Here is a 24,990-nt window from a genome sequence, read left to right as displayed (position 1 = left end):
TCCACCATTGCATGAGAACCACACGTTCTGTGAGATACTCTGCACGATTGTAGGCTGCAATTATTTCATCTTTTTTCGAGTGGGCAAGGGCGGCTTCTAAGACATCAGTTCTAAACTTGCCACACTCCTCAGCAGCCGTTCTGGCGATTGATCGCATACCATGAGCTACAAGCTCACCTCCGAAGCCCATACGGATTATAGCCGCATTAGCTGTTTGTTCATGCATGTGATTGAGTGGAGCTTTGATACTGGGAAAAACCCACTCTCTATGCCCGCTGATGGCTTTCATTGAATCCAAGACTCGCAAAGCTTCTTTGCTCAGTGGAACTTTGTGAGGTTTCTTCATTTTCATAAACTCCGCCGGGATGTTCCACATGCCGGTTTCTATATCAATATCTGACCATCTTGTGCGAACAGCTTCACCAGGGCGAACCCATGTGAGAAGTTGCCACTCAATCAGTAGCCTTGTTTCTAAACGGACAGAAGCATTGTTTAGAGCAACCAGGAAGCGGGGGAGTTCGGAAGGGGATAATGCTGGCATATTCTGTTTTTTTGGCTTGCTGAACCGTTGCCCCAGGTTGTCAGCCGGATTGAATTCTATGAGTTCTTCTGTTGCTGCATAGCGGAAAATTTCATTCAGGCGGGATATGATGCGGCGAAGTGTTTCAAGGACACCTCGTTTTTCTATAGGTTCTAAATGCTGTTTAAGCATTTTAGGGCGAATCTCCTTAATGGGGGTATCACCCAACGTTGGAAAGATATTTCTCTCTAGGCTTCGCCAGATGTCGTTAGCATGATCCTGGGAGATGCCTGACGTTTTGACTTTCTCATCAAGCCACTTCTTGGCTACTGCTTGAAATGTATGTTCCGTGGCATCCTTAAGGGCATTGGCTTTGTGGGTGTTATGAACTTGTGGGTCTATACCATTTGCAAGCAACGACAAATACTCATCACGTAAAGCTCGTGCCTTCGCAAGTGTAAGGTGAGGATAGGTTCCTAAGCTCACCTTAGTTCGCTTTTTGGTCACAGGCACTGCATATCTGAAATACCAATTTTTCTTTCCTCCCTTCGCCAAGGGGGCGATTCGCAGGAGCAAACCATCGCCGTCAAAAAGGTTAACCTCTTTCTCGGCAGGTTTGGTGCTTTTGATTTCAGTGTCAGTGAGCTTCTTAGCGATTTTTGCCATGTTTGGGACCCTCATGTTTTGGACCCTTTGTGTTGGGTCCCAAAAAGGGTGCCATAACGAGTAGATTCTAGCAATTCTTGGTAGACTACTATAGACGTAAAAAAGCCCGCAAGGCTGGTTCCATGCGGGCTTGATAGACTTCACTGAACTTCAATATATCAAAAATTGGTGGAGCTGGCGGGAGTTGAACCCGCGTCCGAAATTCCTACATCCTCGGTACTACATGCTTAGTCAGTCTTTACATTCGCCTGGCACCTGCGGACGGACACGCCACTACCAGACTAGCCTGATTAGTTTTAACGCTTCAACCCCAGGCAGGGCCTCCACGCGATCTCTTTTGGGTTTGACCTCTCTTTGATCCCCGTCTTAAGAGCGGAAGCTAGGGAGAGAGGGCTCAGAGCAGGTTATTAAGCTGCTAAAGCGTAGTTTTCGTCGTTTGCGACTATTTTTTGCGGCTTTTTACGAGGCCAACCGCCCCTCGGCATGCACCTTGGGTTTCGCAAATCCCGTCGAATCCAGAATCAGCCCCAAAAGTGTTGTAGTGAGTATAACAGATTTATGAGGCAGCACACCAGTCCATATCGCAGTAACGGTTTGGGTCAGAGATGCCTGGCTGAAATGTGAGCAATCGCCACTGATAACGGTTATGAATAAAGATGATTAAGTGCAGAGGAAATCCAGAGAAGAGATATAATGAGAGAAGGGCATTTACGTACGAAAAATCATGATGCTCAAACATTTCTCTGCACTCAAAGTGAGAGAGGCGCTGCGGGAAGTTAGTTTGCCCGGACACTCCCGCAGGGAAGCATCCGGTGGACACAACTAGCGGCCTGCGTTTTTCATAATGCGGGCTTTATCCAGTTGCCATTCACGCTCTTTAAGATCGGAACGTTTATCGTGCTGTTTCTTCCCTTTCGCAACGCCGATTTTGACTTTGCACCAGGCATTTTTCCAGTATAGCGAAAGTGCGACGACAGTATAACCTTCGCGGTTTACACGGCCATAGAGGCTGTCCAGTTCGCGCTGGTTGAGCAGCAGCTTACGTGTACGGGTCGGGTCGCAAACATAGTGGCTCGAAGCCACCGCCAGCGGAGTGAAGTTAGCGCCGAACAGGTATGCTTCGCCATCCTTCAAAATCACATAGCTGTCGCCGATATTGGCTTTGCCCGCACGCAGGGATTTGACTTCCCAGCCTTGCAAAGACAGGCCCGCCTCAAACTCTTCTTCGATAAAATATTCATGGCGGGCGCGCTTGTTCATCGCGATGGTGGCGGAACCGGGTTTGTGTACTTTTTTCTTTGTCATAAGTGTCGTGAAGCCATTGGTAATCTGATATCCAAAAAGACCTCATTGCATCCTGTGAGGTTCAACGCGTTATCTTAGCACGAGTTCCGGCCTGGCGTTTTCCTTTCATGTATGGGAAATGTTATTATTTAATAATTGTGTGATTGTGGGAAATGCTATGCCTCAGATTAGTCGCTCTGCACTGGTGCCTTACAGCGCAGAACAAATGTATGAATTGGTTAACGATGTGAAATCTTATCCACAGTTCCTGCCTGGGTGCACCGGAAGCCGCGTGCTGGAGTCCGGCCCTACGCAGATGACGGCAGCAGTGGATGTCTCGAAAGCGGGAATCAGCAAAACTTTCACAACGCGAAACACCTTAACGGCAAATCAAACCATCTTGATGCATCTTGTCGATGGTCCATTTAAAAGATTGATGGGAGGCTGGAAGTTTACGCCGCTGTCAGCGGATGCCTGCCGCATCGAATTTAACCTTGATTTCGAATTTACCAATAAACTGATTGAGTTGGCGTTTGGGCGCATATTCAAAGAGCTGGCCGCCAATATGGTAGAAGCGTTTACCGTGCGTGCGAAAGAGGTCTACAGTGCCGGGTAAGATTGTGGTGGAAGTCGCGTATGCGTTACCCGAAAAGCAGTACCTGCAGCGGGTGAACCTTGAAGAGGGGGCGACCATAGAGCAAGCGATTGTTGCCTCTGGTCTGCTGGAATTACGTACAGATATCGATCTCAGCCACAATAAAGTTGGCATTTATAGCCGCCCGGCGAAACTGCAGGATATTGTTGCCGATGGCGACCGGATAGAAATCTATCGCCCCCTGATTGCTGATCCGAAAGAATTGCGCAGGCAGCGCGCGGAGAGAGCGGCGAAGAAATAGGCCTGTTCAGGCTGCTGTAAGTGCTTTTAACAGGACATTCAATCTGGCGCTGGCGTTCCTGTACGGTGAGACGCTGTTGAACTGAATCATACGACCTCGCGTCCATTTTCCATACCAGGGTTGGTGGTACAATTCGTCGTCGCTAAAGCCATTCACCAGAGCCACCAGTTGTTGTTGATTCTCTTCCAGCATGACAAGCAACATCGGCCATGACGTAATATGCTGGTAATCGGCGTAGTATTTTTGCGCAAGCTTCCCTAGTTCATTCCATTTAAAGCCTTTTGCCGGAAAATTGACTTCCTCACCAGCTGCTTCCTGGTGATGCCAGTAGAGAACTTGTTCTCCCCAGCCAATCAGATAGCTGACAAGGTTGGCGACACTCATTCGGCTACCGGTCACGTGCCCTTCAAGACATTCCTGATAAGCGATTTCCGCCGGAATGCGGCTGAGTTTTTTGCGTAGCGAGAGTGCTGACTTTTCCATTTCTTCCAGTAAGGCTGCTTTGCTTTCCGGCACGGCCATCGCTGTCATCCCCTTAAATGAAAATGGCGCCCGGGGGCGCCATTTCTGATTCTGCGGTTACTCTTTTGTCAGTGCGGGTTTGTTATCAATGTTGGTTAATACGCCGCTGCTGTTGAAGGTCAAAGTCAGGGTTTGCTGGGTTGCATCTTCGTGTCCCGGCTGTTGACGGAATACGTAGAACCAGGTATTGCTTCCGAATGGATCGGTCATCATCGGCGTACCTAATGCATATGCAACCTGCTGTTGCGTCATCCCTACGCGGATTTTAGAAACGTCATTCGGAGTCAGGTAGTTCCCCTGATTGATATCAGGACGGTAAACCACTCGTTCCAGAGTGGAACAGCCTGCGGTCAACATCAGAAGAACCGCTGCGGCAGCAGTCAGCATTTTACAGCGCATAATGATTTGATTCCTTTTCGGGCCCGAACAGTACGTGGCTCATTTGTAATGTGCCGATAATAATAGACCTTTAGCCAGTTTAAAACCTTTGCTACCTGGTCTGACGGCGAATTTATCGTGTACTGAGACCGTACTAATGACAAAAAGTTTACGCAGCGAGTAGCTCTTTAGCATTTGCCAGTGTATTTCGGGTGACTTCACTACCGCCTAACAGTCGTGCCAGTTCCTGTAAGCGCGCGCGTTTATCCAAAGGCAGCATATGTGTTTCAGTCATTGCGCCGTCTGTTTCTTTGCTAACAAAGAAGTGATGGTGCCCGCAGCCTGCAACCTGAGGCAGGTGAGTCACACACATCACCTGGGTAGATTCACCCAACTGACGCAGAAGTTTGCCAACGACCGCGGCTGTTGGGCCGCTGATACCCACATCTACTTCATCGAAAATCAGCGCCGGGGTTTCCATTTTCCGGGCGGTGATGACCTGAATGGCTAATGCGATACGCGACAATTCACCGCCAGATGCAACTTTTGAGATGGGCTGCAACGGTTGGCCTGGGTTAGTGGTAACGCGGAACTCAATACGATCTGCGCCATCTGCCGTAAGCATGTGCTCGTCAAAGCTGACGTCGATATCAAATACCCCATGAGGCATCGAGAGCAAATGCATGCTGTCTGTGATCAATTGTCCCAGTTCTTGCGCGTAGTGTACCCGCTGAGCATGAAGCTGGCGGGCGGCTTCCAGTGCCAGTTGATGGTGCTTCGCCACTGCCAGCTTCAGAGTTTCCTGGGAGTCAGCCTGGTCATCAAGCAGTTGTTGTTCTTCCAGCAACGACTGATGAAACTGAGGCAGTGCTTCCGGGCTGACATGGTGTTTGCGCGCGAGTGAAATCTGTTTTGAAATACGCTGCTCAAGCTCATATAAGCGATTCGGATCGAGGTCCAGGCGGTCGCAGTAATGACGCAACTCATCGCTGGCCTCGCTGACCTGAATAGCCGCTTCTTCGAGCATAGTGAGGACACCGGACAGGCTGGCGTCCATACCGGCCAGTTCGGTAACCATCTGGCGCGCGGTATAGAGCTGGCTCTGCAGATTGGCATCTTCGCCGTCTGCCAGCAAAGTCAGCGCATGCTGACTGGTGCTAAGTAACTGACCACTATTGGCGAGGCGTTTGTACTCTTCGTCAATCTGTTCAAATTCGCCCGGCTGCGGATTGAATTCATTAAGCTCTTTTAACTGATAGTGAAGTAGCTCGGCACGTGCGGTACGTTCCTGGCTTTGCTGTTGATGCTGTGCCAGTTCGCGGCAGCTTGTATGCCACTGGCGATAATGTTCTGCCATCTGTTGAGTAAGTGCATACTCACCTGCATAGCCATCCAGCAATGCTTTCTGATGCTCCGATTTCACTAATAGCTGGTGCGCGTGTTGGCCGTGGATTTGAATCAGCAACTGCCCCAGCTCGCGCAATTGCGAGAGAGGAACTGCCGTACCGTTGATAAAACCACGAGAGCGCCCGTCGCTGCTGATAACACGGCGAAGTAAACACTCACGCCCGTCTTCAAGCTGGTTCTCTTCCAGCCAGCGTTGTGCTGCAGGGGTATCTTTCAGGGCAAAACGCGCGCACAGGTCAGCGCGTGCGGCGCCCGCTCGCACCATGTCGGCATCTGCACGACCACCCAGGCAAAGCCCCAGCGCATCAATGGCGATGGATTTACCTGCCCCGGTTTCACCCGTGATTGCCGTCATTCCGTTATGGAAATCGATCTCAAGCTCACGAACAATCGCAAAGTTGCTGATAGTCAGTTGTGCCAACATGGTTGCCTTCCTGTATGAATAACCATAACTGTGTTTAAATACAGTATAAACTGGTTTTATATACAGTAAAGACCCGGACCACGTTTTCAGAATAATTTTTTTGACCAGCCGAGCTTTGAGCTTAATGTATTGAAATAACTATAATCTTTTGGGTGGATCAGATTAAGGTGATAGTCACAACGACGAATCAGCACATCTTCACCTTCCTGGATGGGCAGCGCTATTTGGCTATCACAACTCACCTCCAGATCGCTGCGACGGTGTGAGAAACGCAGGCGAATAGTGCTGCTGCTGTTAATGACCAGAGGGCGTGCTGAAAGCGTATGTGGGAACATAGGCACCAGCGTGATGGCATCCAGGGAAGGTGTCAGGATAGGGCCGCCCGCCGACAGCGAGTAGGCCGTGGAGCCTGTAGGCGTGGAGATGATCAGGCCGTCTGAACGCTGAGAGAAAGCAAAAATTTCATCAATGTAGACTTCAAACTCAATCATATGGGCAACTTTGCCCGGATGGAGAACGACTTCATTAATCGCGGTGCTGATGCGTTTCTGGCAGTCCTGCTGGCAGACTTGTACTTCCAGCAAAAAACGTTTTTCCGCAATATAATAACCTTCCAGAACGTCAGCTAACTGCTGTTGCGCGTTATCGGGGTCAAGGTCAGTAAGAAAGCCCAAATTGCCACGGTTGATGCCAATGACTTTAATATCGTAACGCGCCAGCGTGCGCGCGGCACCAAGCATATTACCGTCACCGCCGACCACAACCGCAAGGTCCGCCTGCTGACCAATTTCTGCCAGCGTTCCGGTACGCACGTTTTTAAGCTGTAACTCTTGTGCAATCTGTTGCTCGACAACAACGTCATACCCTTTTGTACACAGCCAGCGATAGAGCATTTCATGTGTGGTCAGCGCGGTGGGGTGACGTGGATGACCGACAATACCAATACACTTGAAATGATGAGCCATTTTCTGGTGGTCCTTGTGCCAAATGAATGATGACAATCTGTCGCGTTCCCTTGAAACCCGGAAACTGATCCCCATAATAAGCGAAGTTAGCGAGATGAATGCGAAAAAACGCGGAGAAATTCATGAGTAGTAAAGAACAGAAAACGCCTGACGGGCAAGCCCCGGAAGAAATTATCATGGATCAGCACGAAGATATTGAGGCGGTTGAACCAGACGCTTCTGCTGAGCAGGTGGATCCGCGCGATGAGAAGATTGCCAACCTCGAAGCGCAACTGATTGAAGCGCAGAACCGTGAGCGTGACGGTATTCTGCGTGTAAAAGCAGAAATGGAAAACCTGCGTCGCCGTACCGAACTGGACGTTGAAAAGGCGCATAAATTTGCGCTGGAAAAATTCATCAACGAGCTGTTGCCAGTGATTGATAGCCTGGATCGTGCGCTGGAAGTCGCGGATAAGAACAATGCCGATATGTCCTCAATGGTCGAAGGTATTGAACTGACCCTGAAATCTATGCTGGATGTGGTGAAAAAATTCGGTGTTGAAGTTGTGGCCGATACCAACGTTCCGCTGGATCCGAATGTGCATCAGGCAATCGCGATGGTGGAGTCAGAAGATGTGGCGCCGGGCAACGTGCTGGGCGTGATGCAAAAAGGCTTTACCCTCAATGGCCGCACGATTCGCGCCGCGATGGTTACGGTGGCGAAAGCGAAGGGTTAATTTCCCTTATATTAGCCCTCTCTCTGCGGGGAGAGGGCTAAAGCCGTTATTCCGCCACACTGTCGCGAAGGGATTTTACCGGGATAACGCGTACCTGCTTGATCATGTTGTCCTGCACATCAAGAATATCGATATCATAGTGCTCAATGCGTACACGGGTTCCGGCTGCCGGGATCTCTTCCAGTGCTTCAAGTAACATCCCGTTAATCGTCCGGGCCTCTGCTTCCGGTAACTGCCAGTTAAAGGCTTTATTTAATTCACGTACATTGGCGCTGCCATCAATAATCACTGAGCCGTCATTCTGCGGTGTCACTTCTTCTGCCAGCGACGGTGACATGGATGTCGTAAAGTCTCCGACAATCTCTTCGAGAATATCTTCAACCGTAATCAGCCCCTGAATATCACCGTATTCGTCCACAACCAGGCCGACTTTCTTTTTATTACGCTGAAATTTCACCAGTTGTATGCTGAGCGGTGTCCCTTCCGGCACGTAATAAATCTCATCAGCGGCGCGCAACATGACCTCTTTGGTGAACTCTTTTTTCTCTGTCATCAGACGGTAGGCTTCGCGTACTCGTAGCATACTGATGGTATCGTCAAGCGAATCCCGATACAGCACGATACGGCCATGCGGCGAGTGGGTAAGCTGGCGCACGATCGACTTCCAGTCGTCGTTGATATCAATACCGACGATTTCGCTACGCGGCACCATGATGTCATTTACGCTTACTTTTTCCAGATCCAATATCGACAGCAGCATATCCTGATTGCGTCGGGAAATCTGGGAGCGGGATTCGTTCACGATAGTACGCAACTCATCTTTGCTAAGTGCGCCGCTAATAACGACATCAGCCTTAATACCTACCATTCGCATCAGAACCCGCGTTACACCATTAAGCAGCCAGACCAGCGGCATCATGATGATCTGCAGCGGTACTAACAGAACACTACTGGGAAAAGCGACTTTCTCGGGATAGAGGGCGGCGATAGTTTTTGGCAGGACTTCTGCAAACACCAGGACGACAAAAGTCAGCACGCCGGTTGCTATTGCCACGCCAGCGTTACCATATAAACGCATACCAACTATGGTGCCCAGCGCAGAGGCGAGGATATTGACAAGATTATTGCCAATCAATACCAGGCTGATAAGGCGGTCGGGTTTACGCAGCAGTTTTTCGACGCGCTTAGCGCTTCGATGCCCCTGCTTTGCCAGATGACGCAGGCGATAACGGTTAACGGTCATCATGCCGGTTTCAGAACCGGAGAAGTACGCCGAAATCACCACCATGATGATCAGGGTGACGATCAGCGTCGTGGTGGAAATGTGTTCCAGGGGGAACTCCTTCTTAACTTAGGATATGCTGCAGAATGCGGCTACCGAAATAGGCCAGCGTGAGAATGCCCGCGCCTGCGACGTTAAACCACACGACACGGCGCCCGCGCCACCCTTTATGGTAATGGCCCCACAGCAATACGATATAAACGAACCACGCGATGATCGACAGGACAGCTTTGTCGATATTCTCCATGCTGAACAGGTTCTTGAGAAAGAAAAGACCTGTACAAAGCGTTAACGTCAGCAGAACCACGCCAATCTGCGTGATATGAAACATTTTGCGCTCAATGCTCATTAGCGGCGGCATTTCGCTGCTGAATGCCAGTCGCTTATTCTTAAGTTGATAGTCAATCCACGCCAGTTGCAGCGCATACATCGCTGCAATAATCAGTGTGGCGTAGGAGAAGAGTGACAGCCCGATATGGATCATCATACCCGGAGTGGTTTCGAGATGCGTGATGTACTCGTTCGGCACAAAAATGGCGAAAGCGAGGTTGATGAGCGCAAAAGTATAGACGATGGGCAACAGCAGCCAGCCGCGGTTTTTCGATGCCACGATGGTCATGACTGTACAGATCATCAAGCTGACCAGTGAACCAACATTTAACAAGCTTAAGTTTTGCCCGCCATCGTCAGGAAAAAGGCGTTCTTTAAGCGCGAAGCCGTGAAACATCAGCGCGACCACCGCAGATAAAATCGCCATGCGGCGCCAGCCGCTGTTTTTCTGCAGCAAACCGGGAACGATCAGTGCGAGGCTGATGGAATAGGCGGCAAGAGAAATTAAGGCGAACACGGGCATAGTGGCGTCGACAGTTGACCTGAGAAGAAAGAGATGCAGTATAACGTTACGTGACTCTGGCTCCAACCGTTGCATCACATACATCGCCAATGTCTTCATGTTATACTGGCGAAAATTTCTGTTATGCGTCGCCCAGGCGGCCCATCGTTTTACCTCAGGCGAGAGACAATGTTTGATAATTTAACCGATCGTTTGTCGCGCACCCTGCGCAATATCAGTGGTCGTGGACGCCTCACTGAAGACAACATTAAAGACACACTACGCGAAGTGCGTATGGCGCTGCTGGAGGCGGACGTCGCCTTGCCGGTCGTGCGTGATTTCATCAGCCGCGTAAAAGAAAAAGCGGTTGGTCATGAAGTGAATAAGAGCCTGACTCCCGGTCAGGAGTTCGTCAAAATCGTACGCAACGAACTGGTTGCGGCGATGGGTGAAGAGAACCAAAGCCTTAACCTGGCCGCTCAACCGCCAGCCGTTGTATTGATGGCGGGCCTGCAGGGTGCAGGTAAAACTACCAGCGTGGGTAAACTGGGTAAGTTCCTGCGTGAAAAACACAAGAAGAAAGTGATGGTGGTTTCCGCAGACGTTTATCGCCCGGCGGCGATTAAACAACTGGAAACGCTTGCACAGCAAGTTGAAGTGGATTTCTTCCCGTCTGATGTCGCGCAAAAGCCGGTGGATATCGTCAATGCCGCGCTGAAAGAAGCGAAGCTTAAATTCTACGACGTGCTGCTGGTGGATACCGCTGGTCGTCTGCACGTTGACGAAGCGATGATGGACGAAATCAAGCAGGTACATGCCGCGATTAAACCGGTAGAAACCCTGTTTGTTGTTGATGCGATGACCGGTCAGGATGCGGCGAATACCGCCAAAGCGTTTAACGAAGCGCTGCCGTTGACGGGGGTTGTATTGACCAAAGTGGACGGTGACGCCCGTGGCGGTGCGGCGCTCTCCATTCGCCATATTACCGGCAAACCGATCAAGTTCCTTGGTGTCGGCGAAAAGACCGAAGCGCTGGAGCCGTTCCACCCGGATCGTATTGCTTCGCGTATCCTCGGTATGGGCGACGTCCTGTCGCTGATTGAAGATATCGAGAGCAAAGTTGATCGCGCCCAGGCCGAGAAGCTGGCCAGCAAACTGAAAAAAGGCGACGGTTTCGATCTGACAGACTTCCTGGAACAGCTGCGTCAGATGAAAAACATGGGTGGTATGGCGAGCCTGATGGGCAAGCTGCCGGGCATGGGGCAGATTCCGGACAACGTGAAAGCGCAGATGGATGACAAGGTGCTGGTGCGTATGGAAGCAATCATCAACTCGATGACCTTTAAAGAGCGCGCGAATCCTGAAATTATCAAAGGCTCCCGTAAGCGCCGTATTGCTGCAGGCTGTGGGATGCAGGTACAAGACGTAAACCGCCTTCTGAAACAGTTCGATGACATGCAACGCATGATGAAAAAGATGAAGAAGGGCGGTATGGCGAAGATGATGAGAAGTATGAAGGGGATGATGCCGCCAGGTTTTCCTGGTCGCTAATCTCACGGCCTGGCCCATTTGCCATTTCGGCACCGGGCTGTGCTCGCCATCCTCACGTACTACGTGTACGCTCCGGTGGCTGCGCACACGTCGGTACCGAACTGGCTGCACTGCCGACGGCCTTCTACAGCAGAGTTATTAACTGCTGATTGCAATTTCCCCAGAAATCAGTAAAATTTTCGGGCTTTTAATATGACACCGGGCTCCGTTCCTCGATGGGGCCCGGTTGTTTTATTCACACAAGAGGATGTTATGGTAACTATTCGTTTAGCACGTCACGGCGCTAAAAAGCGTCCGTTCTACCAGGTTGTTGTCACCGACAGCCGTAATGCACGCAACGGTCGCTTCATTGAGCGCGTTGGCTTCTTCAACCCGATCGCGTCCGAGAAAGAAGAAGGCACCCGCCTGGATCTGGATCGTATCGCTCACTGGGTTGGCCAGGGCGCTACCGTTTCTGATCGCGTAGCTACGCTGATCAAAGAAGTAAACAAAGCAGCTTAATCTGTCACGGTGGTCATGATGAGCAAGCAACACGCCGCGCAGAGCCCTGTTAATCCTATCGTTCTGGGTAAACTGGGATCTTCTTACGGTATCCGTGGTTGGCTCAGAGTGTTTTCCTCCACCGAAGACGCCGAAAGCATTTTTGACTATCAGCCATGGTTTATTGAACGGGCGGGTCAGTGGCAGAGCATTGAGCTGGAAAGCTGGCGCTACCACAATCAGGACATTGTCATCAAACTGAAAGGTGTAGATGACAGAGATGCAGCGAATCTGCTGACCAATTGCGAAATTGTCGTAGATTCATCGCAGTTGCCGGAACTGGAAGAGGGTGACTACTACTGGAAAGACCTGATGGGCTGCCAGGTAGTGACCACCGAAGGTTATAGCCTCGGTAAAGTCATTGATATGATGGAAACCGGGTCGAATGACGTTCTCGTCATTAAGGCAAACCTGAAAGATGCATTTGGTATCAAGGAGCGGTTGGTTCCGTTCCTCGATGGGCAGGTTATCAAGAAAGTCGATCTCGCTACTCAAACCATTGAAGTAGATTGGGATCCTGGTTTTTAAACCTCCGGATATACGGTAAAAGACGGCGCTATGTGGATTGGCATAATTAGCCTGTTTCCTGAAATGTTCCGCGCGATTACCGACTACGGGGTAACTGGCCGGGCAGTTAAAAATGGCCTGCTGAGCATCCAGAGCTGGAGTCCACGTGACTTTGCTCATGACCGGCACCGTACCGTGGACGATCGTCCCTACGGCGGCGGACCGGGGATGCTAATGATGGTGCAACCTTTACGGGACGCCATTCATGCAGCAAAAGATGCGGCCGGTGAAGGCGCAAAAGTGATTTATCTGTCACCTCAGGGGCGTAAGCTTGATCAAGCTGGCGTCAGCGAACTGGCAACTAATCAGAAACTGATTCTGGTGTGCGGGCGCTACGAAGGGATAGATGAGCGCGTAATCCAAACCGAGATTGACGAAGAATGGTCTATCGGCGATTACGTTCTCAGCGGTGGTGAGTTACCAGCCATGACGCTGATTGATTCGGTCTCCCGGTTTATTCCGGGTGTGCTGGGACATGAAGCTTCGGCAACGGAAGATTCCTTTGCTGATGGATTACTGGACTGCCCACACTATACTCGACCTGAGTTGTTAGAAGGGATGGAAGTACCGCCAGTATTACTGTCGGGAAATCATGCCGAGATACGTCGCTGGCGTTTGAAACAGTCGCTGGGCCGCACCTGGCTTAGAAGACCTGAACTTCTGGAAAACCTGGCTCTGACTGAAGAGCAAGCAAGGTTGCTGGCGGAGTTCAAAAAAGAACACGTACAACAGCAACATAAACATGATGGGACGGCGTAAGCCCCCGATATCAGTTTACCCAGGATAAGAGATTAAATTATGAGCAACATTATTAAGCAACTTGAACAAGAACAGATGAAGCAGGACGTACCTTCCTTCCGTCCGGGTGATACCGTGGAAGTGAAAGTATGGGTTGTTGAAGGTTCCAAAAAACGTCTGCAGGCATTCGAGGGCGTGGTTATCGCTATTCGTAACCGCGGTCTGCACTCTGCATTCACTGTTCGTAAAATTTCCAACGGCGAAGGCGTTGAGCGTGTCTTCCAGACTCACTCTCCGGTAGTTGACAGCATTGCTGTTAAACGTCGTGGTGCTGTACGTAAAGCTAAACTGTACTACCTGCGTGAGCGCACTGGTAAGTCTGCTCGTATCAAAGAGCGTCTTAACTAAGATTCGCTTTCGCGACATCCTGTTAAAAAGGGCTGGCCTGTGGGCTGGCCCTTTTTTTATGGTCTGCAGATGGCTAAAACAACTGCATTTACCTGACCGACTATGAATGACGATGTTTATCCAGAATCTCAGCCGTTAAATCATGTTCTTGATCTTCTGCGTGTTCACTAACGGCAGATGCTTCATCGTCGAAAACCTGCGCGGCCTCCATACAATAGAAAGACAATTGCCTTCCCTTCCTGGCATTTTCGCGCAGACATCAATTTGTGAGTTAATTTCTGCACGTACAGGAGTTCTGGGTATATGTATGTAATAAATTATTTACACTATTATGCCGATAAATGAGGGTTTAAATTGATGTGTAAATATAAATGTACGTATTTTGGATTGAATTCTTTACTGATTATGGTATCGTGTCACCTCCTCACTGAGGAATAACTATCGCAAACGAGTCATACAGGATCACCATCATGCAAAAAGACGCGCTGAATAACGTACATATTACCGACGAACAAGTTCTGATTACTCCCGATCAACTGAAAGCCGCTTTCCCTTTGAGTATTGCTCAGGAAGCGCAGATCGCGCAGTCCCGTCAGACGATTTCCAGCATCATTGCCGGAGAAGATCCGCGTTTGTTAGTGGTTTGCGGTCCTTGCTCAATTCATGATCCAGAAACCGCGCTGGAATATGCTCGTCGATTTAAAGCACTTGCCGCAGAGGTCAGCGATAGCCTCTATCTGGTGATGCGCGTCTATTTTGAAAAACCCCGTACTACTGTTGGCTGGAAAGGGTTGATTAACGATCCCCATATGGATGGCTCGTTTGATGTTGAGGCAGGGCTGAAAATTGCTCGTCAGTTGCTGGTGGAACTGGTCAACATGGGGCTGCCGTTGGCAACCGAAGCGCTCGACCCGAATAGCCCGCAGTACCTGGGGGACCTGTTTAGCTGGTCCGCCATTGGCGCACGCACGACCGAGTCACAAACCCACCGTGAAATGGCCTCCGGTTTGTCGATGCCTGTGGGCTTCAAAAACGGTACGGACGGTAGCCTGGCAACGGCGATTAATGCAATGCGTGCTGCAGCAATGCCGCACCGTTTTGTCGGTATTAACCAGGCCGGACAGGTCTGCCTGCTGCAAACACAAGGTAATCCTGATGGCCATGTGATTCTGCGCGGCGGTAAAGCGCCAAACTACAGCCCTGCTGATGTTGCTCAATGTGAAAAAGAGATGGAGCAGGCGGGACTCAAGCCTGCGCTGATGGTAGATTGCAGCCATGGCAATTCGAATAAAGATTACCGCCGCCAGCCTGCAGTGGCTGAGTCGGTTGTTGCGCAGATCAAAGACGGAAACCGTTCAATCATTGGTTTGATGATTGAAAGTAATATCCACGAAGGCAATCAATCTTCCGAGCAGCCGCGTAGTGAAATGAAATATGGTGTATCCGTCACCGATGCTTGCATTAGCTGGGAAACCACTGAGGCGTTGCTGCGTGAAATCGGCAATGACTTGCGCAGTAGCCTTACGGCACGTCTGGCTTAAGAGGGTGTTATGGTTGCAGAGCTGACCGCGTTACGCGATCAAATTGATGAAGTCGACAAAGCGTTACTGGAACTACTGGCTCGTCGGATGTCACTGGTTGCCGAAGTCGGCGAAGTAAAAAGTAAGTACGGTCTGCCGATCTATGTTCCGGAACGCGAAGCCTCAATGCTGGCGTCTCGTCGTCAGGAAGCCGAAGCCCTGGGAGTGTCGCCGGATTTGATTGAGGATGTGCTGCGTCGCGTTATGCGGGAATCCTATTCCAGTGAAAACGATAAGGGGTTCAAAACCCTGTGTCCTTCACTGCGAGCGGTAGTACTTGTTGGTGGTAACGGGCAAATGGGGCAGCTGTTTGCCAAAATGTTGACGCTATCAGGTTACCAGGTCCGTATTCTGGAAAAAGATGACTGGGCACAGGCGCAGAGTATCGTTGCTGATGCGGGGATGGTCATTGTGAGCGTCCCTATTCATATCACTGAAAAGGTTATAGCACAGTTACCGCCGTTACCGGACGATTGCATCCTTGTCGACCTGGCGTCAGTAAAAAGCGGTCCGTTGCAGGCGATGCTGGAAGCCCATAAAGGGCCTGTTGTCGGTTTGCACCCGATGTTTGGTCCTGACAGCGGTAGCCTGGCGAAACAGGTTGTCGTGTGGTGTGATGGTCGAAACCCGGATGCTTATCAATGGTTCCTGGAACAAATTCAGGTATGGGGCGCACGCTTGCACCGTATCAGCGCCGTAGAACATGACCAGAATATGGCGTTTATTCAGGCGTTACGCCATTTTGCTACCTTTGCTTATGGGTTGCATCTGGCAGAAGAGAATGTTCAGCTTGAGCAGTTACTGGCACTCTCGTCGCCTATTTATCGCCTTGAACTGGCGATGGTTGGCCGCTTGTTCGCGCAGGATCCGCAACTCTATGCCGATATTATTATGTCGTCGGAGAATAACCTGGCGCTTATCAAGCGCTACTATCAACGTTTCGGCGAGGCGATTAGTCTGCTGGAACACGGTGACAAGCAGGCATTTATTGACAGCTTCCGTAAGGTCGAGCACTGGTTCGGCGATTATGCTAAACGTTTCCAGAGTGAAAGCCGTGTCTTACTTCGCCAGGCGAATGACAGCCGCCAATAAATAAAAAGCCGTTTATACTGAAAAGCCAGTGGTATACCGCTGGCTTTTTTCTTTGTAAGGGACAGATATGGCTGAACCGCAACTGCTGTTTGATTATACCGGCCACCTGCCGGAATGCCCGACATGGAGTGAAGAGGAACAGGCGCTCTGGTGGGCCGATATTCTTGAAGGTGAGATCCATCGCTACCATCCTGCCACCGGTGAACATACGGTGCTTTGTTTTCCCGAGGAGGTTGGTTGCTTTGCATTGAGAGAGAAGGGCGGTTTTATTGTCGCGATGCGTAACGCTATCTGGCTCGCCGATAAGCGAGGGCTACTGATCCAGAAAGTGTGTGATAACCCGTCAAACCCGCAACTGGCGCGCTTTAACGACGGTGGTACTGATCATCTTGGTCGTTTCTATGCGGGAACATTCTGGGGCCCGGGCGATTACAACGGTGCGCTACTGATGCGTATTGATAATGATCTTAAACCCACTGTCATCCAGTGTGATATCCAGGGCCATAACGGTCTTGCGTTCAGCCACGACAAACAATGGATGTTTACCTCTGATACACCAAATGGAGTTATCTATCGAACGCCGCTCAATGAGCAGGGGGAGCCTGGTGCGCGCGAAGTCTTCCGGCGTTTTCAACCCGGTGAAGGGATCCCTGACGGTGCGGCAATGGATGTTGAAGGCTGTTACTGGAGTGCTATGTTTGATGGCTGGCGCATTGCACGATATTCGCCGCGGGGAGAGCAACTGGTGGAGTATCGTCTGCCGGTACGCTGCCCGACAATGGTCTGCTTTGGCGGAGCCGATATGAAAACGCTTTTTATTACGACCACACGGGAGAATATGGATGCGCAGGAGGTAGCGGATTATCCTCTTTCGGGGGCGATCTTCACCCTGCCGGTGGAAGTGGCAGGAATGAAGAAATCACCCTTTATAGAGCGTTAAGCCGGATCGACGGGCACGACGTTTTCGCTTGGATAACAGCCCAGAACCTTAAGCGAGCGGGTAATAGATGTCAGCTCGCGAAGGGCCTTTTGCACATCTAAAGCGTGTAAGTTCGCCTGAATATCCAGGTAGAACATCTCTTCCCATGGGTTGCCGTGAATCGGTCGCGATTCGAGTTTGGTCATGATCAGGTTGTGATTACGCAGCACCAGTAATGCTTCAACCAGCGCACCGGCTTGTTGGCCGGTTGCAATCAGTAATGTGGTCTTGGCCGGGACCTGATCGGAGACATCAATCGCTTTACGGGCGAGTACCACAAAGCGAGTGATATTCTGCGTTTGGTTTGCCAGATTGCGCTCCAGTACCTGTAATCCATACAGCGCACCACCGGCTTCATTACCCAACGCGGCCACGTGCGGGGAGTTTTCCTGCGCCACGCGCTCCATAGCGGAAGAGGTGCTTTCGCAGTATTCAATTTTCCAGTGCGGATAGCGATTTAAAAACTGGCTACATTGCTGGAAAGGTTGCGGGTGACTGTAAACGGTCTTGATTTTATCCAGATCGGTTGAGCCGGAGACCAGTACGCAGTGGTCAATTGGCACCGTCAGTTCACCCACAATCGACAGGCTGGTGTGCTGAAGCAAATCGTAAACGTCATTTATTGCACCGGAACTGGTGTTCTCCAGCGGCACGACGGCGTAATCAGCCTGGCCGGTTTCAACCTGATTAAAGATATCGTGAAATTTAAGGCAGCCGCTCTCAATAAAATGCTCGAAATGACGAGCAGCGTACTGGCGCGCAGCAAGATGGGAGTACGAACCTTTCGGGCCGAGGAATGCGATTCGGGCTGAATGTGGATTAATTTTGTTTAGATGCTGCTGAAGTAGTGCCTGCTGGGTAAGAACGGAATCTTCAATAATGAGCTGGAACAGGCGAGTAATGTAATGGGCGTCGAGATGATGCGTTTTACCTAACTGAATGAGGCGTTCCAGCAGGTCGCGTTCGCGATCAATGTCCCGTACGGGACGGTGTGAAGCCAGTTTAGCTTTGCCCACTTCGACTGCCAGTTGACGCCGCTCGGCTAACAGGGAAAGTAACTGCTCATCCAGGGCGCTTATTTTTACACGTAAATCCAGTAAAGGGTTATCCGCTGTCATGTTGTTGCCTTAATTGTTATCAATAAAAAAGGCCTCCCGGAGTGGGAGGCCTTGTTGTTCGTCTTCGCATTCTTTATCACAAAACGAATCGCCTCCCTGTCAGGGGAAGGTAAAAAAGAATGCGAAGAAGAACGGAACATATTTCATGAAAATTTCCTTTTGAGTGTCAGACTAAAGTACCCGTACTGTTTTCTCTCTGTCAATAAAAAACGCGCCCGAAGGCGCGTTGCTGATTAACTCAATACTGTAAGGTTATTCTTCTTCAACGAAGTCCGCGTCTTTCACCGAAGTCGTGGCGCGACGCGCTTCACCCTTGTGCTGCACTTTATTGAGCTGCCGTTCCAGCTTGTTGATCAAATCGTTAATAGCGGTATACATATCTTCATGTTTGGCACTGGCGACCAGATGTCCGTTTGGCGTATTAATAGTGGCATCTGCGATGAAGCCCTGCGGTTCTTTCGACAGGATGATATGTGGATTAATAAGATGTGTTTGCCATTTATCCAGTTTGGCGAGACGGTCTGCGACATGTTGGCGAATTGCTGGGGTGATTTCCATTTGTTTGCTGGTAATGTTCACTGTCATAAATTTTACCTCTTGTCTTTCCGTCTTGGTGATTCCAGCATACCTCGGCTAATGTCAAAATGTGTGATTTAAATCACATTATTTTGTCACTTTTTGTCAAGGGCAATGTTTTGTGAGGCAGGACAGGAAGAGGGCAAATATTACTTGTCGAAGTCCGGATTACCCGTCATAGTTGATAGGATGACTTGAAGCTAAACCGCTTCAGCTCTGCCTTTCAGGCATAAAAAACGGCAGCTCGTGGCTGCCGTTTTGCGTTTTAGAATGACTCAACTGCTTTGACCGTTGCTGGCAATAATTTTTGCCACTTTGTCGGCCTGAGCGGTCATCTGCATTTCACGGTATGCATTTTCCATCAGCGGAAGCGCATCGCGCGTTGCTTTGGTATCCGGGAAGTCACGCATCATACCTTCAACACGATTGACCACTGCGACCCATGCACCGCGCTTAGTGTAGTACTCAGCAACAGAGTATTCATACTTCGCAAGGCGGTCTTTCAGGAAAACCAGACGTTTGGTTGCATCAGTAACGTATTGACTACGTGGGTAGCCACGAACCAATTTAGAGAAATCTTTAAATGCTTCACGCGCATGTTGCGGATCGCGATCGCTGCGATCAACGCCAAAGAATCCCTGCAACGCGCTGTCATCTAACGCCATGTTAGTAAGACCACGCATATACATGACATAATCAATGTTAGGATGGGTTGGGTTCAGGCGTATAAAACGGTCGATTGCGGCTTGAGCCAGCGGGAGATCGGCATTTTTGTAATAAGCGTAGATCAGATCCAGCTGCACCTGCTGTGAGTAAGGTCCGAACGGATAACGGTTATCCAACGCTTCCAGTTGCGTTATGGCTGCCTTCCAGTTACCGTCTTGCAGTTTTTGCTGGGCAGTCGCGTAGATTTCATTTGGCGGATTATCAGGCACCACTTCCTTTGAACCGGAGCAACCCGCCAAAGCCAGGCTCAACGTGGCGGCTGCCACCAGATATTTCATGCGCGTCATGACGATTAGACTTTCCTCAGAATGTGTATGCGGGAGATTGTCTTTCCTGCTCCCGACTAAGACCAGCTACAATAGCACACTATATTAAACGGCAAAGCCGTAAAACCCAACGTTAACGAAGAAGCTGTATATGGCACAACGAGTACAACTCACCGCAACGGTTACCGAAAATCAACTCGGTCAACGCTTAGATCAGGCTTTGGCCGAATTGTTCCCGGATTATTCACGTTCGCGCATAAAAGAATGGATTCTTGACCAGAAAGTACTGGTCAACGGCAAAATGTGTGACAAGCCCAAAGAAAAAGTATTGGGTGGAGAAAGCGTTGCTATTAACGCTGAGATTGAAGAAGAGGCGCGTTTCGAACCGCAGGATATCCCGCTTAATATCGTCTATGAAGATGACGACATTATTGTTATCAACAAACCGCGCGATTTAGTGGTTCACCCGGGGGCCGGTAACCCGGACGGGACGGTACTTAATGCGTTATTGCATTATTATCCCCCTATCGCTGATGTTCCGCGCGCCGGGATTGTTCACCGTCTGGACAAAGACACGACCGGTCTGATGGTTGTGGCAAAAACAGTTCCGGCACAGACGCGCCTGGTGGAATCTTTGCAACTGCGCGAGATTACCCGCGAATATGAAGCGGTGGCGATCGGTCACATGACTTCGGGGGGCACGGTTGAAGAACCTATTAGTCGCCACCCGACCAAACGTACGCATATGTCTGTACACCCGATGGGTAAACCGGCTGTGACGCACTACCGCATTATGGAACATTTCCGTATTCATACGCGCCTGCGTTTGCGTCTGGAAACGGGGCGTACCCACCAAATCCGCGTTCATATGGCACACATCACGCATCCGCTGGTAGGTGATCAACTCTATGGTGGTCGTCCACGTCCACCGAAAGGCGCATCGGACGAATTTATTGCTGCGCTGCGTAAGTTCGACAGACAAGCGCTGCATGCAACGATGTTACGTCTCTACCATCCGATCACCGGCATTGAGATGGAATGGCATGCGCCAATCCCTCAGGACATGATCGATCTGATTGATGCCATGCGTGCCGACTTCGAAACCCATAAGGATGATGTGGCCTGGTTATGACCAAACTGATTGTCCCTGACTGGCCGCTGCCCTCAGGCGTAGCGGCATGTAGTTCTACACGTATCGGTGGGGTGAGTCTGCCACCTTATGACTCGCTCAATTTGGGCGCGCACTGTGGTGATGACCTCACGCATGTTGAGGAGAATCGTAAACGGATGTTTGCGGCAGGTCAGCTGCCGTCGAAACCGGTCTGGCTTGAACAGGTTCACGGTAAGAATGTCCTGAAACTTACCGGTGAGTCTTACGCCAGTAAGCGTGCCGATGCGTCGTACAGCAATACGCCAGGGGCCGTTTGTGCAGTGATGACCGCAGACTGCCTGCCCGTGCTTTTTTGCAATCGTGATGGTACTGAAGTGGCTGCGGCTCACGCGGGTTGGCGTGGTCTCTGTGCGGGTGTGCTGGAAGAGACCGTCGCCTGCTTTGCTGATAAACCCGAAAATATTCTTGCCTGGCTGGGCCCGGCTATTGGGCCTGATGCTTTTGAGGTCGGCCCGGAAGTGCGCGATGCTTTTATGGCAGTTGAAACTATCGCAGAGAGGGCGTTTCGTCCGTTAGGGGAAAAATATTACGCGGATATCTACACCCTCGCCCGTCAGCGCCTGACAAGCGTCGGAGTGACGCAAGTTTTCGGTGGCGATCACTGCACCTTCAGCCAAAAGGATGATTTTTTCTCATATCGTCGCGACAAGGTCACGGGCCGTATGGCAAGTTTCATTTGGCTGATATAACCTAACGAATCAAGACGATCCGGTACGGGTAACTTTCTTTTCGCATAATTCAGGTCATTCACCTTGAATAATTGAGGGATGACCTCATTTAATCTCCAGTAGCAATTTTGACCTGTTATGGGGGGAGTTATGCGTCTGGATCGTCTTACCAATAAATTCCAGCTTGCTCTTGCCGATGCTCAGTCGCTTGCACTGGGGCACGACAACCAATTCATCGAACCTCTTCATTTAATGAGCGCCTTGCTAAATCAGGAAGGGGGATCGGTACGTCCTTTATTAACATCTGCTGGCGTTAACGCCGGGCAATTGCGTACGGCTGTTGAGCAGGCGTTAAGCCGTTTGCCGCAGGTGGAGGGCACCGGTGGCGATGTACAGCCTTCACAAGACCTCATGCGAGTGCTGAATCTCTGCGACAAGCTGGCGCAGAAAAGAGGGGACAACTTTATTTCGTCAGAGCTTTTTATTCTGGCGGCGCTTGAATCACATGGTTCGCTTGCTGACCTGCTGAAATCAGCCGGTGCGACGATGGCAAATGTGACTCAGGCAATTGATCAAATGCGTGGAGGTGACAACGTGAACGATCAAGGGGCCGAAGATCAACGTCAGGCCTTGAAAAAATACACGGTCGATCTGACCGAGCGTGCTGAACAAGGCAAGCTCGATCCGGTTATCGGGCGTGATGAAGAAATTCGCCGTACCATTCAGGTATTGCAACGCCGTACTAAAAACAACCCTGTCCTTATTGGGGAACCGGGTGTCGGTAAAACAGCGATTGTTGAAGGGCTGGCACAGCGTATTGTTAACGGTGAAGTCCCGGAGGGTTTAAAAGGCCGTCGGGTACTGGCGCTGGACATGGGGTCGCTGGTGGCCGGGGCGAAATATCGTGGTGAATTTGAAGAGCGTTTAAAAGGTGTGCTTAACGACCTCTCCAAACAGGAAGGTAACGTCATTCTCTTTATTGATGAATTGCACACCATGGTGGGGGCGGGAAAAGCAGACGGCGCGATGGATGCCGGGAACATGCTGAAACCGGCGCTGGCACGTGGTGAGCTTCACTGCGTAGGGGCAACGACGCTTGATGAGTATCGTCAGTACATTGAAAAAGACGCGGCACTGGAACGTCGCTTCCAGAAAGTGTTTGTTGCGGAACCTTCGGTTGAAGACACCATTGCAATTCTGCGTGGCCTGAAAGAACGTTATGAGTTGCATCATCACGTACAGATTACTGACCCGGCTATCGTGGCGGCTGCGACTTTATCGCATCGCTATATTGCTGACCGCCAGCTGCCGGATAAAGCTATCGATCTGATCGATGAAGCGGCGTCCAGCATCCGTATGCAGATTGATTCTAAGCCGGAAGAGCTGGACAGACTGGATCGCCGTATTATCCAGCTCAAACTGGAACAGCAGGCGCTACTGAAAGAATCGGATGATGCCAGTAAAAAACGTCTGGAGATGCTCAACGATGAGCTTTCTGATAAAGAGCGGCAGTATTCCACATTAGAAGAAGAGTGGAAGGCGGAGAAAGCCTCGCTTTCCGGAACTCAAACGATTAAGGCCGAGCTTGAGCAGGCGAAAATTGCTATTGAGCAGGCGCGTCGTGTTGGTGATCTGGCGCGGATGTCTGAGTTGCAGTACGGCAAGATCCCGGAACTGGAAAAACAACTGGAAGCGGCCACTCAGTCTGAAGGTAAAACGATGCGTCTGTTACGTAATAAAGTGACGGATGCAGAAATTGCCGAAGTGCTGGCTCGCTGGACCGGTATTCCGGTTTCCAGAATGATGGAAGGCGAACGCGAAAAACTGCTGCGTATGGAGCAAGAACTGCATCAGCGTGTGATTGGCCAGGATGAAGCTGTTGAAGCTGTATCGAATGCCATCCGCCGTAGCCGTGCCGGGTTGTCCGATCCGAATCGGCCAATTGGCTCTTTCTTATTCCTTGGTCCGACCGGGGTAGGGAAAACCGAGCTGTGTAAATCGCTGGCTAACTTTATGTTTGATAGCGATGACGCCATGGTTCGTATCGATATGTCTGAGTTTATGGAGAAACACTCGGTATCGCGTCTCGTTGGTGCTCCTCCGGGATATGTCGGGTATGAAGAAGGGGGCTATCTGACTGAAGCAGTTCGCCGCCGTCCTTACTCTGTCATTTTGCTCGATGAGATTGAGAAGGCGCACCCGGATGTGTTCAACATTTTGTTGCAGGTGCTGGATGATGGTCGCCTGACCGACGGGCAGGGGAGAACGGTGGACTTCCGTAACACGGTTGTCATCATGACTTCTAACCTGGGCTCGGATTTAATTCAGGAGCGTTTTGGCGAACTGGATTACGGCCACATGAAAGAGCTTGTGTTAGGTGTGGTTAGCCATAGCTTCCGTCCGGAATTCATCAACCGTATAGATGAAGTAGTGGTATTCCATCCGCTTGGTGAAAAACACATCGCTTCTATTGCTCAAATTCAATTGCAGCGTTTGTACAAACGTCTGGAAGAGCGCGGTTATGAAGTTAGCCTTTCTGATGAAGCCTTGAAACTGCTGAGCGAGAATGGTTTTGATCCGGTGTATGGTGCACGACCTTTGAAACGTGCGATTCAACAGCAGATCGAAAACCCGCTGGCGCAGCAAATTTTGTCTGGCGAACTTATTCCGGGCAAAATAATTCAGTTAGTTGTGAAAGACGATCGTATTGTGGCAGTGCAGTAAGTCACAAAACAGTAAAAACGAGCCCCCAGGGGCTCGTTTTTGTTTAAAAACCAGGCAAGAATTGCCTTTCAATATCCGTTTTGCCTGGAAAGTGAGCAAACGATAATTTTTTTGAATTTTATACTTGTCACTTCACAGGAACTCCCTATAATGCGCCTCCACTGACACGGAACAACGGCAGACAAGCCGCCGGGTCAGCGGGGTTCTCCTGAGAGTTCCGGCAGAGAAAAGCGAAAATAAACGCTTGACTCTGAAAGAGGAAAGCGTAATATACGCCACCTCGCGACAGAGCGCTAAGGCGCGTCGCAACTGCTCTTTAACAATTTATCAGACAATCTGTGTGGGCACTCAAAGTGACATGGATTCTTGATGTCCTCGGACACTAAATGAATAC

At 50.4% G+C, this 24,990-nt stretch carries 26 protein-coding genes, 1 other RNA gene and 1 other annotated feature; of the genes, 14 read left to right on the top strand and 13 right to left on the bottom strand.

Features of this window, described 5'->3' with window-relative positions; translation table 11 throughout:
• From AAIG39_RS24780 to smpB, 3 genes are all read right to left on the bottom strand, one after another.
• A partial coding sequence (locus AAIG39_RS24780) for an integrase domain-containing protein (protein WP_343194955.1) occupies positions 1-1,186 on the bottom strand: 1,186 nt, incomplete at its 3' end.
• 166 nt (positions 1,187-1,352) lie between these two features.
• Positions 1,353-1,715: a transfer-messenger RNA gene (gene ssrA, locus AAIG39_RS24775) on the bottom strand.
• 293 nt (positions 1,716-2,008) lie between these two features.
• Positions 2,009-2,491: an SsrA-binding protein SmpB gene (smpB, locus tag AAIG39_RS24770; protein ID WP_039077570.1), complete on the bottom strand. Its 483-nt coding sequence runs from the start codon at positions 2,489-2,491 to the stop codon at positions 2,009-2,011.
• Between the two features lie 157 nt (positions 2,492-2,648).
• On the opposite strand from smpB, the gene AAIG39_RS24765 reads away from it, so the two are divergent.
• Complete coding sequence (locus tag AAIG39_RS24765) at positions 2,649-3,086, top strand: type II toxin-antitoxin system RatA family toxin (protein WP_249573143.1); 438 nt, start codon at positions 2,649-2,651, stop codon at positions 3,084-3,086.
• Positions 3,076-3,366, top strand: a complete 291-nt coding sequence (locus AAIG39_RS24760) for an RnfH family protein (protein WP_090088905.1) — start codon at positions 3,076-3,078, stop codon at positions 3,364-3,366. The genes AAIG39_RS24765 and AAIG39_RS24760 overlap by 11 nt, the downstream gene beginning before the upstream one ends.
• Positions 3,367-3,372: 6 nt before the next feature.
• Here AAIG39_RS24760 and AAIG39_RS24755 read toward each other — a convergent pair whose 3' ends face one another.
• The 4 genes from AAIG39_RS24755 to nadK form a co-directional block, all read right to left on the bottom strand.
• Positions 3,373-3,888 carry a ClbS/DfsB family four-helix bundle protein gene (locus tag AAIG39_RS24755; RefSeq protein ID WP_343194956.1) on the bottom strand — a complete coding sequence of 172 codons (516 nt, stop codon included), beginning with the start codon at positions 3,886-3,888 and terminating at the stop codon, positions 3,373-3,375.
• Positions 3,889-3,945: 57 nt separating this feature from the next.
• Positions 3,946-4,287: an outer membrane protein assembly factor BamE gene (gene bamE / locus AAIG39_RS24750; RefSeq protein WP_090088907.1), complete on the bottom strand. Its 342-nt coding sequence runs from the start codon at positions 4,285-4,287 to the stop codon at positions 3,946-3,948.
• Between the two features lie 148 nt (positions 4,288-4,435).
• Positions 4,436-6,097 (bottom strand): DNA repair protein RecN, encoded by a 1,662-nt coding sequence (recN, locus tag AAIG39_RS24745; RefSeq protein WP_343194954.1) that lies wholly within the window; start codon positions 6,095-6,097, stop codon positions 4,436-4,438.
• Between the two features lie 86 nt (positions 6,098-6,183).
• Complete coding sequence (gene nadK / locus AAIG39_RS24740) at positions 6,184-7,062, bottom strand: NAD(+) kinase (RefSeq protein ID WP_090088909.1); 879 nt, start codon at positions 7,060-7,062, stop codon at positions 6,184-6,186.
• 122 nt (positions 7,063-7,184) lie between these two features.
• Here nadK and grpE point away from each other — a divergent pair, with 122 nt between their 5' ends.
• Positions 7,185-7,778, top strand: coding sequence for a nucleotide exchange factor GrpE (gene grpE / locus AAIG39_RS24735; RefSeq protein WP_047369179.1), 594 nt, complete (start codon positions 7,185-7,187; stop codon positions 7,776-7,778).
• A 46-nt stretch (positions 7,779-7,824) separates the two neighbouring features.
• On the opposite strand, the gene AAIG39_RS24730 is transcribed toward grpE, so the two are convergent.
• The gene (locus tag AAIG39_RS24730) at positions 7,825-9,111 is read right to left on the bottom strand and encodes an HlyC/CorC family transporter (protein WP_090088910.1); all 1,287 of its coding nucleotides are present in this window, start codon (positions 9,109-9,111) and stop codon (positions 7,825-7,827) included.
• Positions 9,112-9,124: 13 nt separating this feature from the next.
• Positions 9,125-9,913 (bottom strand): cytochrome C assembly family protein, encoded by a 789-nt coding sequence (locus tag AAIG39_RS24725; protein WP_090088912.1) that lies wholly within the window; start codon positions 9,911-9,913, stop codon positions 9,125-9,127.
• A 168-nt stretch (positions 9,914-10,081) separates the two neighbouring features.
• On the opposite strand from AAIG39_RS24725, the gene ffh reads away from it, so the two are divergent.
• The 8 genes from ffh to AAIG39_RS24685 all read left to right on the top strand — a co-directional run bounded on the left by ffh (position 10,082) and on the right by AAIG39_RS24685 (position 17,308).
• Positions 10,082-11,443: a signal recognition particle protein gene (gene ffh, locus AAIG39_RS24720; protein WP_249573139.1), complete on the top strand. Its 1,362-nt coding sequence runs from the start codon at positions 10,082-10,084 to the stop codon at positions 11,441-11,443.
• Between the two features lie 252 nt (positions 11,444-11,695).
• The gene (gene rpsP, locus AAIG39_RS24715) at positions 11,696-11,944 is read left to right on the top strand and encodes a 30S ribosomal protein S16 (protein WP_039077560.1); all 249 of its coding nucleotides are present in this window, start codon (positions 11,696-11,698) and stop codon (positions 11,942-11,944) included.
• A gap of 18 nt (positions 11,945-11,962) precedes the next feature.
• Positions 11,963-12,511, top strand: coding sequence for a ribosome maturation factor RimM (gene rimM / locus AAIG39_RS24710; protein WP_047369183.1), 549 nt, complete (start codon positions 11,963-11,965; stop codon positions 12,509-12,511).
• Between the two features lie 30 nt (positions 12,512-12,541).
• Entirely contained in the window at positions 12,542-13,309 is a 768-nt protein-coding gene (trmD, locus tag AAIG39_RS24705; protein ID WP_090088915.1) for a tRNA (guanosine(37)-N1)-methyltransferase TrmD, read from the top strand.
• Between the two features lie 39 nt (positions 13,310-13,348).
• The gene (gene rplS / locus AAIG39_RS24700; protein ID WP_002914145.1) at positions 13,349-13,696 is read left to right on the top strand and encodes a 50S ribosomal protein L19; all 348 of its coding nucleotides are present in this window, start codon (positions 13,349-13,351) and stop codon (positions 13,694-13,696) included.
• Positions 13,697-14,166: 470 nt separating this feature from the next.
• Positions 14,167-15,237 carry a 3-deoxy-7-phosphoheptulonate synthase AroF gene (gene aroF / locus AAIG39_RS24695; RefSeq protein ID WP_249573138.1) on the top strand — a complete coding sequence of 357 codons (1,071 nt, stop codon included), beginning with the start codon at positions 14,167-14,169 and terminating at the stop codon, positions 15,235-15,237.
• A gap of 9 nt (positions 15,238-15,246) precedes the next feature.
• The gene (tyrA, locus tag AAIG39_RS24690; protein ID WP_343194953.1) at positions 15,247-16,368 is read left to right on the top strand and encodes a bifunctional chorismate mutase/prephenate dehydrogenase; all 1,122 of its coding nucleotides are present in this window, start codon (positions 15,247-15,249) and stop codon (positions 16,366-16,368) included.
• A 67-nt stretch (positions 16,369-16,435) separates the two neighbouring features.
• Positions 16,436-17,308 (top strand): SMP-30/gluconolactonase/LRE family protein, encoded by an 873-nt coding sequence (locus AAIG39_RS24685; protein ID WP_249573137.1) that lies wholly within the window; start codon positions 16,436-16,438, stop codon positions 17,306-17,308.
• On the opposite strand, the gene pheA is transcribed toward AAIG39_RS24685, so the two are convergent.
• The 4 genes from pheA to bamD all read right to left on the bottom strand — a co-directional run bounded on the left by pheA (position 17,305) and on the right by bamD (position 20,054).
• Positions 17,305-18,465, bottom strand: coding sequence for a bifunctional chorismate mutase/prephenate dehydratase (gene pheA, locus AAIG39_RS24680; RefSeq protein ID WP_090088919.1), 1,161 nt, complete (start codon positions 18,463-18,465; stop codon positions 17,305-17,307). The two genes, AAIG39_RS24685 and pheA, sit on opposite strands and share 4 nt — an antisense overlap.
• 22 nt (positions 18,466-18,487) lie before the next feature.
• Positions 18,488-18,613, bottom strand: a sequence feature (Phe leader region).
• Positions 18,565-18,612: a pheA operon leader peptide PheL gene (pheL, locus tag AAIG39_RS24675; protein WP_139223083.1), complete on the bottom strand. Its 48-nt coding sequence runs from the start codon at positions 18,610-18,612 to the stop codon at positions 18,565-18,567. It overlaps the preceding feature by 48 nt.
• Positions 18,614-18,717: 104 nt before the next feature.
• Positions 18,718-19,050, bottom strand: a complete 333-nt coding sequence (gene raiA / locus AAIG39_RS24670) for a ribosome-associated translation inhibitor RaiA (RefSeq protein ID WP_047369218.1) — start codon at positions 19,048-19,050, stop codon at positions 18,718-18,720.
• 266 nt (positions 19,051-19,316) lie between these two features.
• A complete protein-coding gene (bamD, locus tag AAIG39_RS24665; protein WP_047369219.1) occupies positions 19,317-20,054 on the bottom strand; it encodes an outer membrane protein assembly factor BamD in 738 nt (245 codons plus the stop codon).
• Between the two features lie 130 nt (positions 20,055-20,184).
• Here bamD and rluD point away from each other — a divergent pair, with 130 nt between their 5' ends.
• The 3 genes from rluD (at position 20,185) to clpB (ending at position 24,596) form a co-directional block, all read left to right on the top strand.
• Positions 20,185-21,165, top strand: coding sequence for a 23S rRNA pseudouridine(1911/1915/1917) synthase RluD (rluD, locus tag AAIG39_RS24660; protein WP_039077551.1), 981 nt, complete (start codon positions 20,185-20,187; stop codon positions 21,163-21,165).
• Complete coding sequence (gene yfiH, locus AAIG39_RS24655) at positions 21,162-21,893, top strand: purine nucleoside phosphorylase YfiH (RefSeq protein WP_249573136.1); 732 nt, start codon at positions 21,162-21,164, stop codon at positions 21,891-21,893. The genes rluD and yfiH overlap by 4 nt, the downstream gene beginning before the upstream one ends.
• Before the next feature lie 129 nt (positions 21,894-22,022).
• Positions 22,023-24,596 (top strand): ATP-dependent chaperone ClpB, encoded by a 2,574-nt coding sequence (clpB, locus tag AAIG39_RS24650; protein WP_249573135.1) that lies wholly within the window; start codon positions 22,023-22,025, stop codon positions 24,594-24,596.
• Positions 24,597-24,990 lie beyond the last annotated feature (394 nt).

The organism is Phytobacter palmae (assembly GCF_039409775.1).
GTDB lineage: Bacteria > Pseudomonadota > Gammaproteobacteria > Enterobacterales > Enterobacteriaceae > Phytobacter > Phytobacter palmae.
This window is presented reverse-complemented; position numbering and strand designations above follow the sequence as displayed.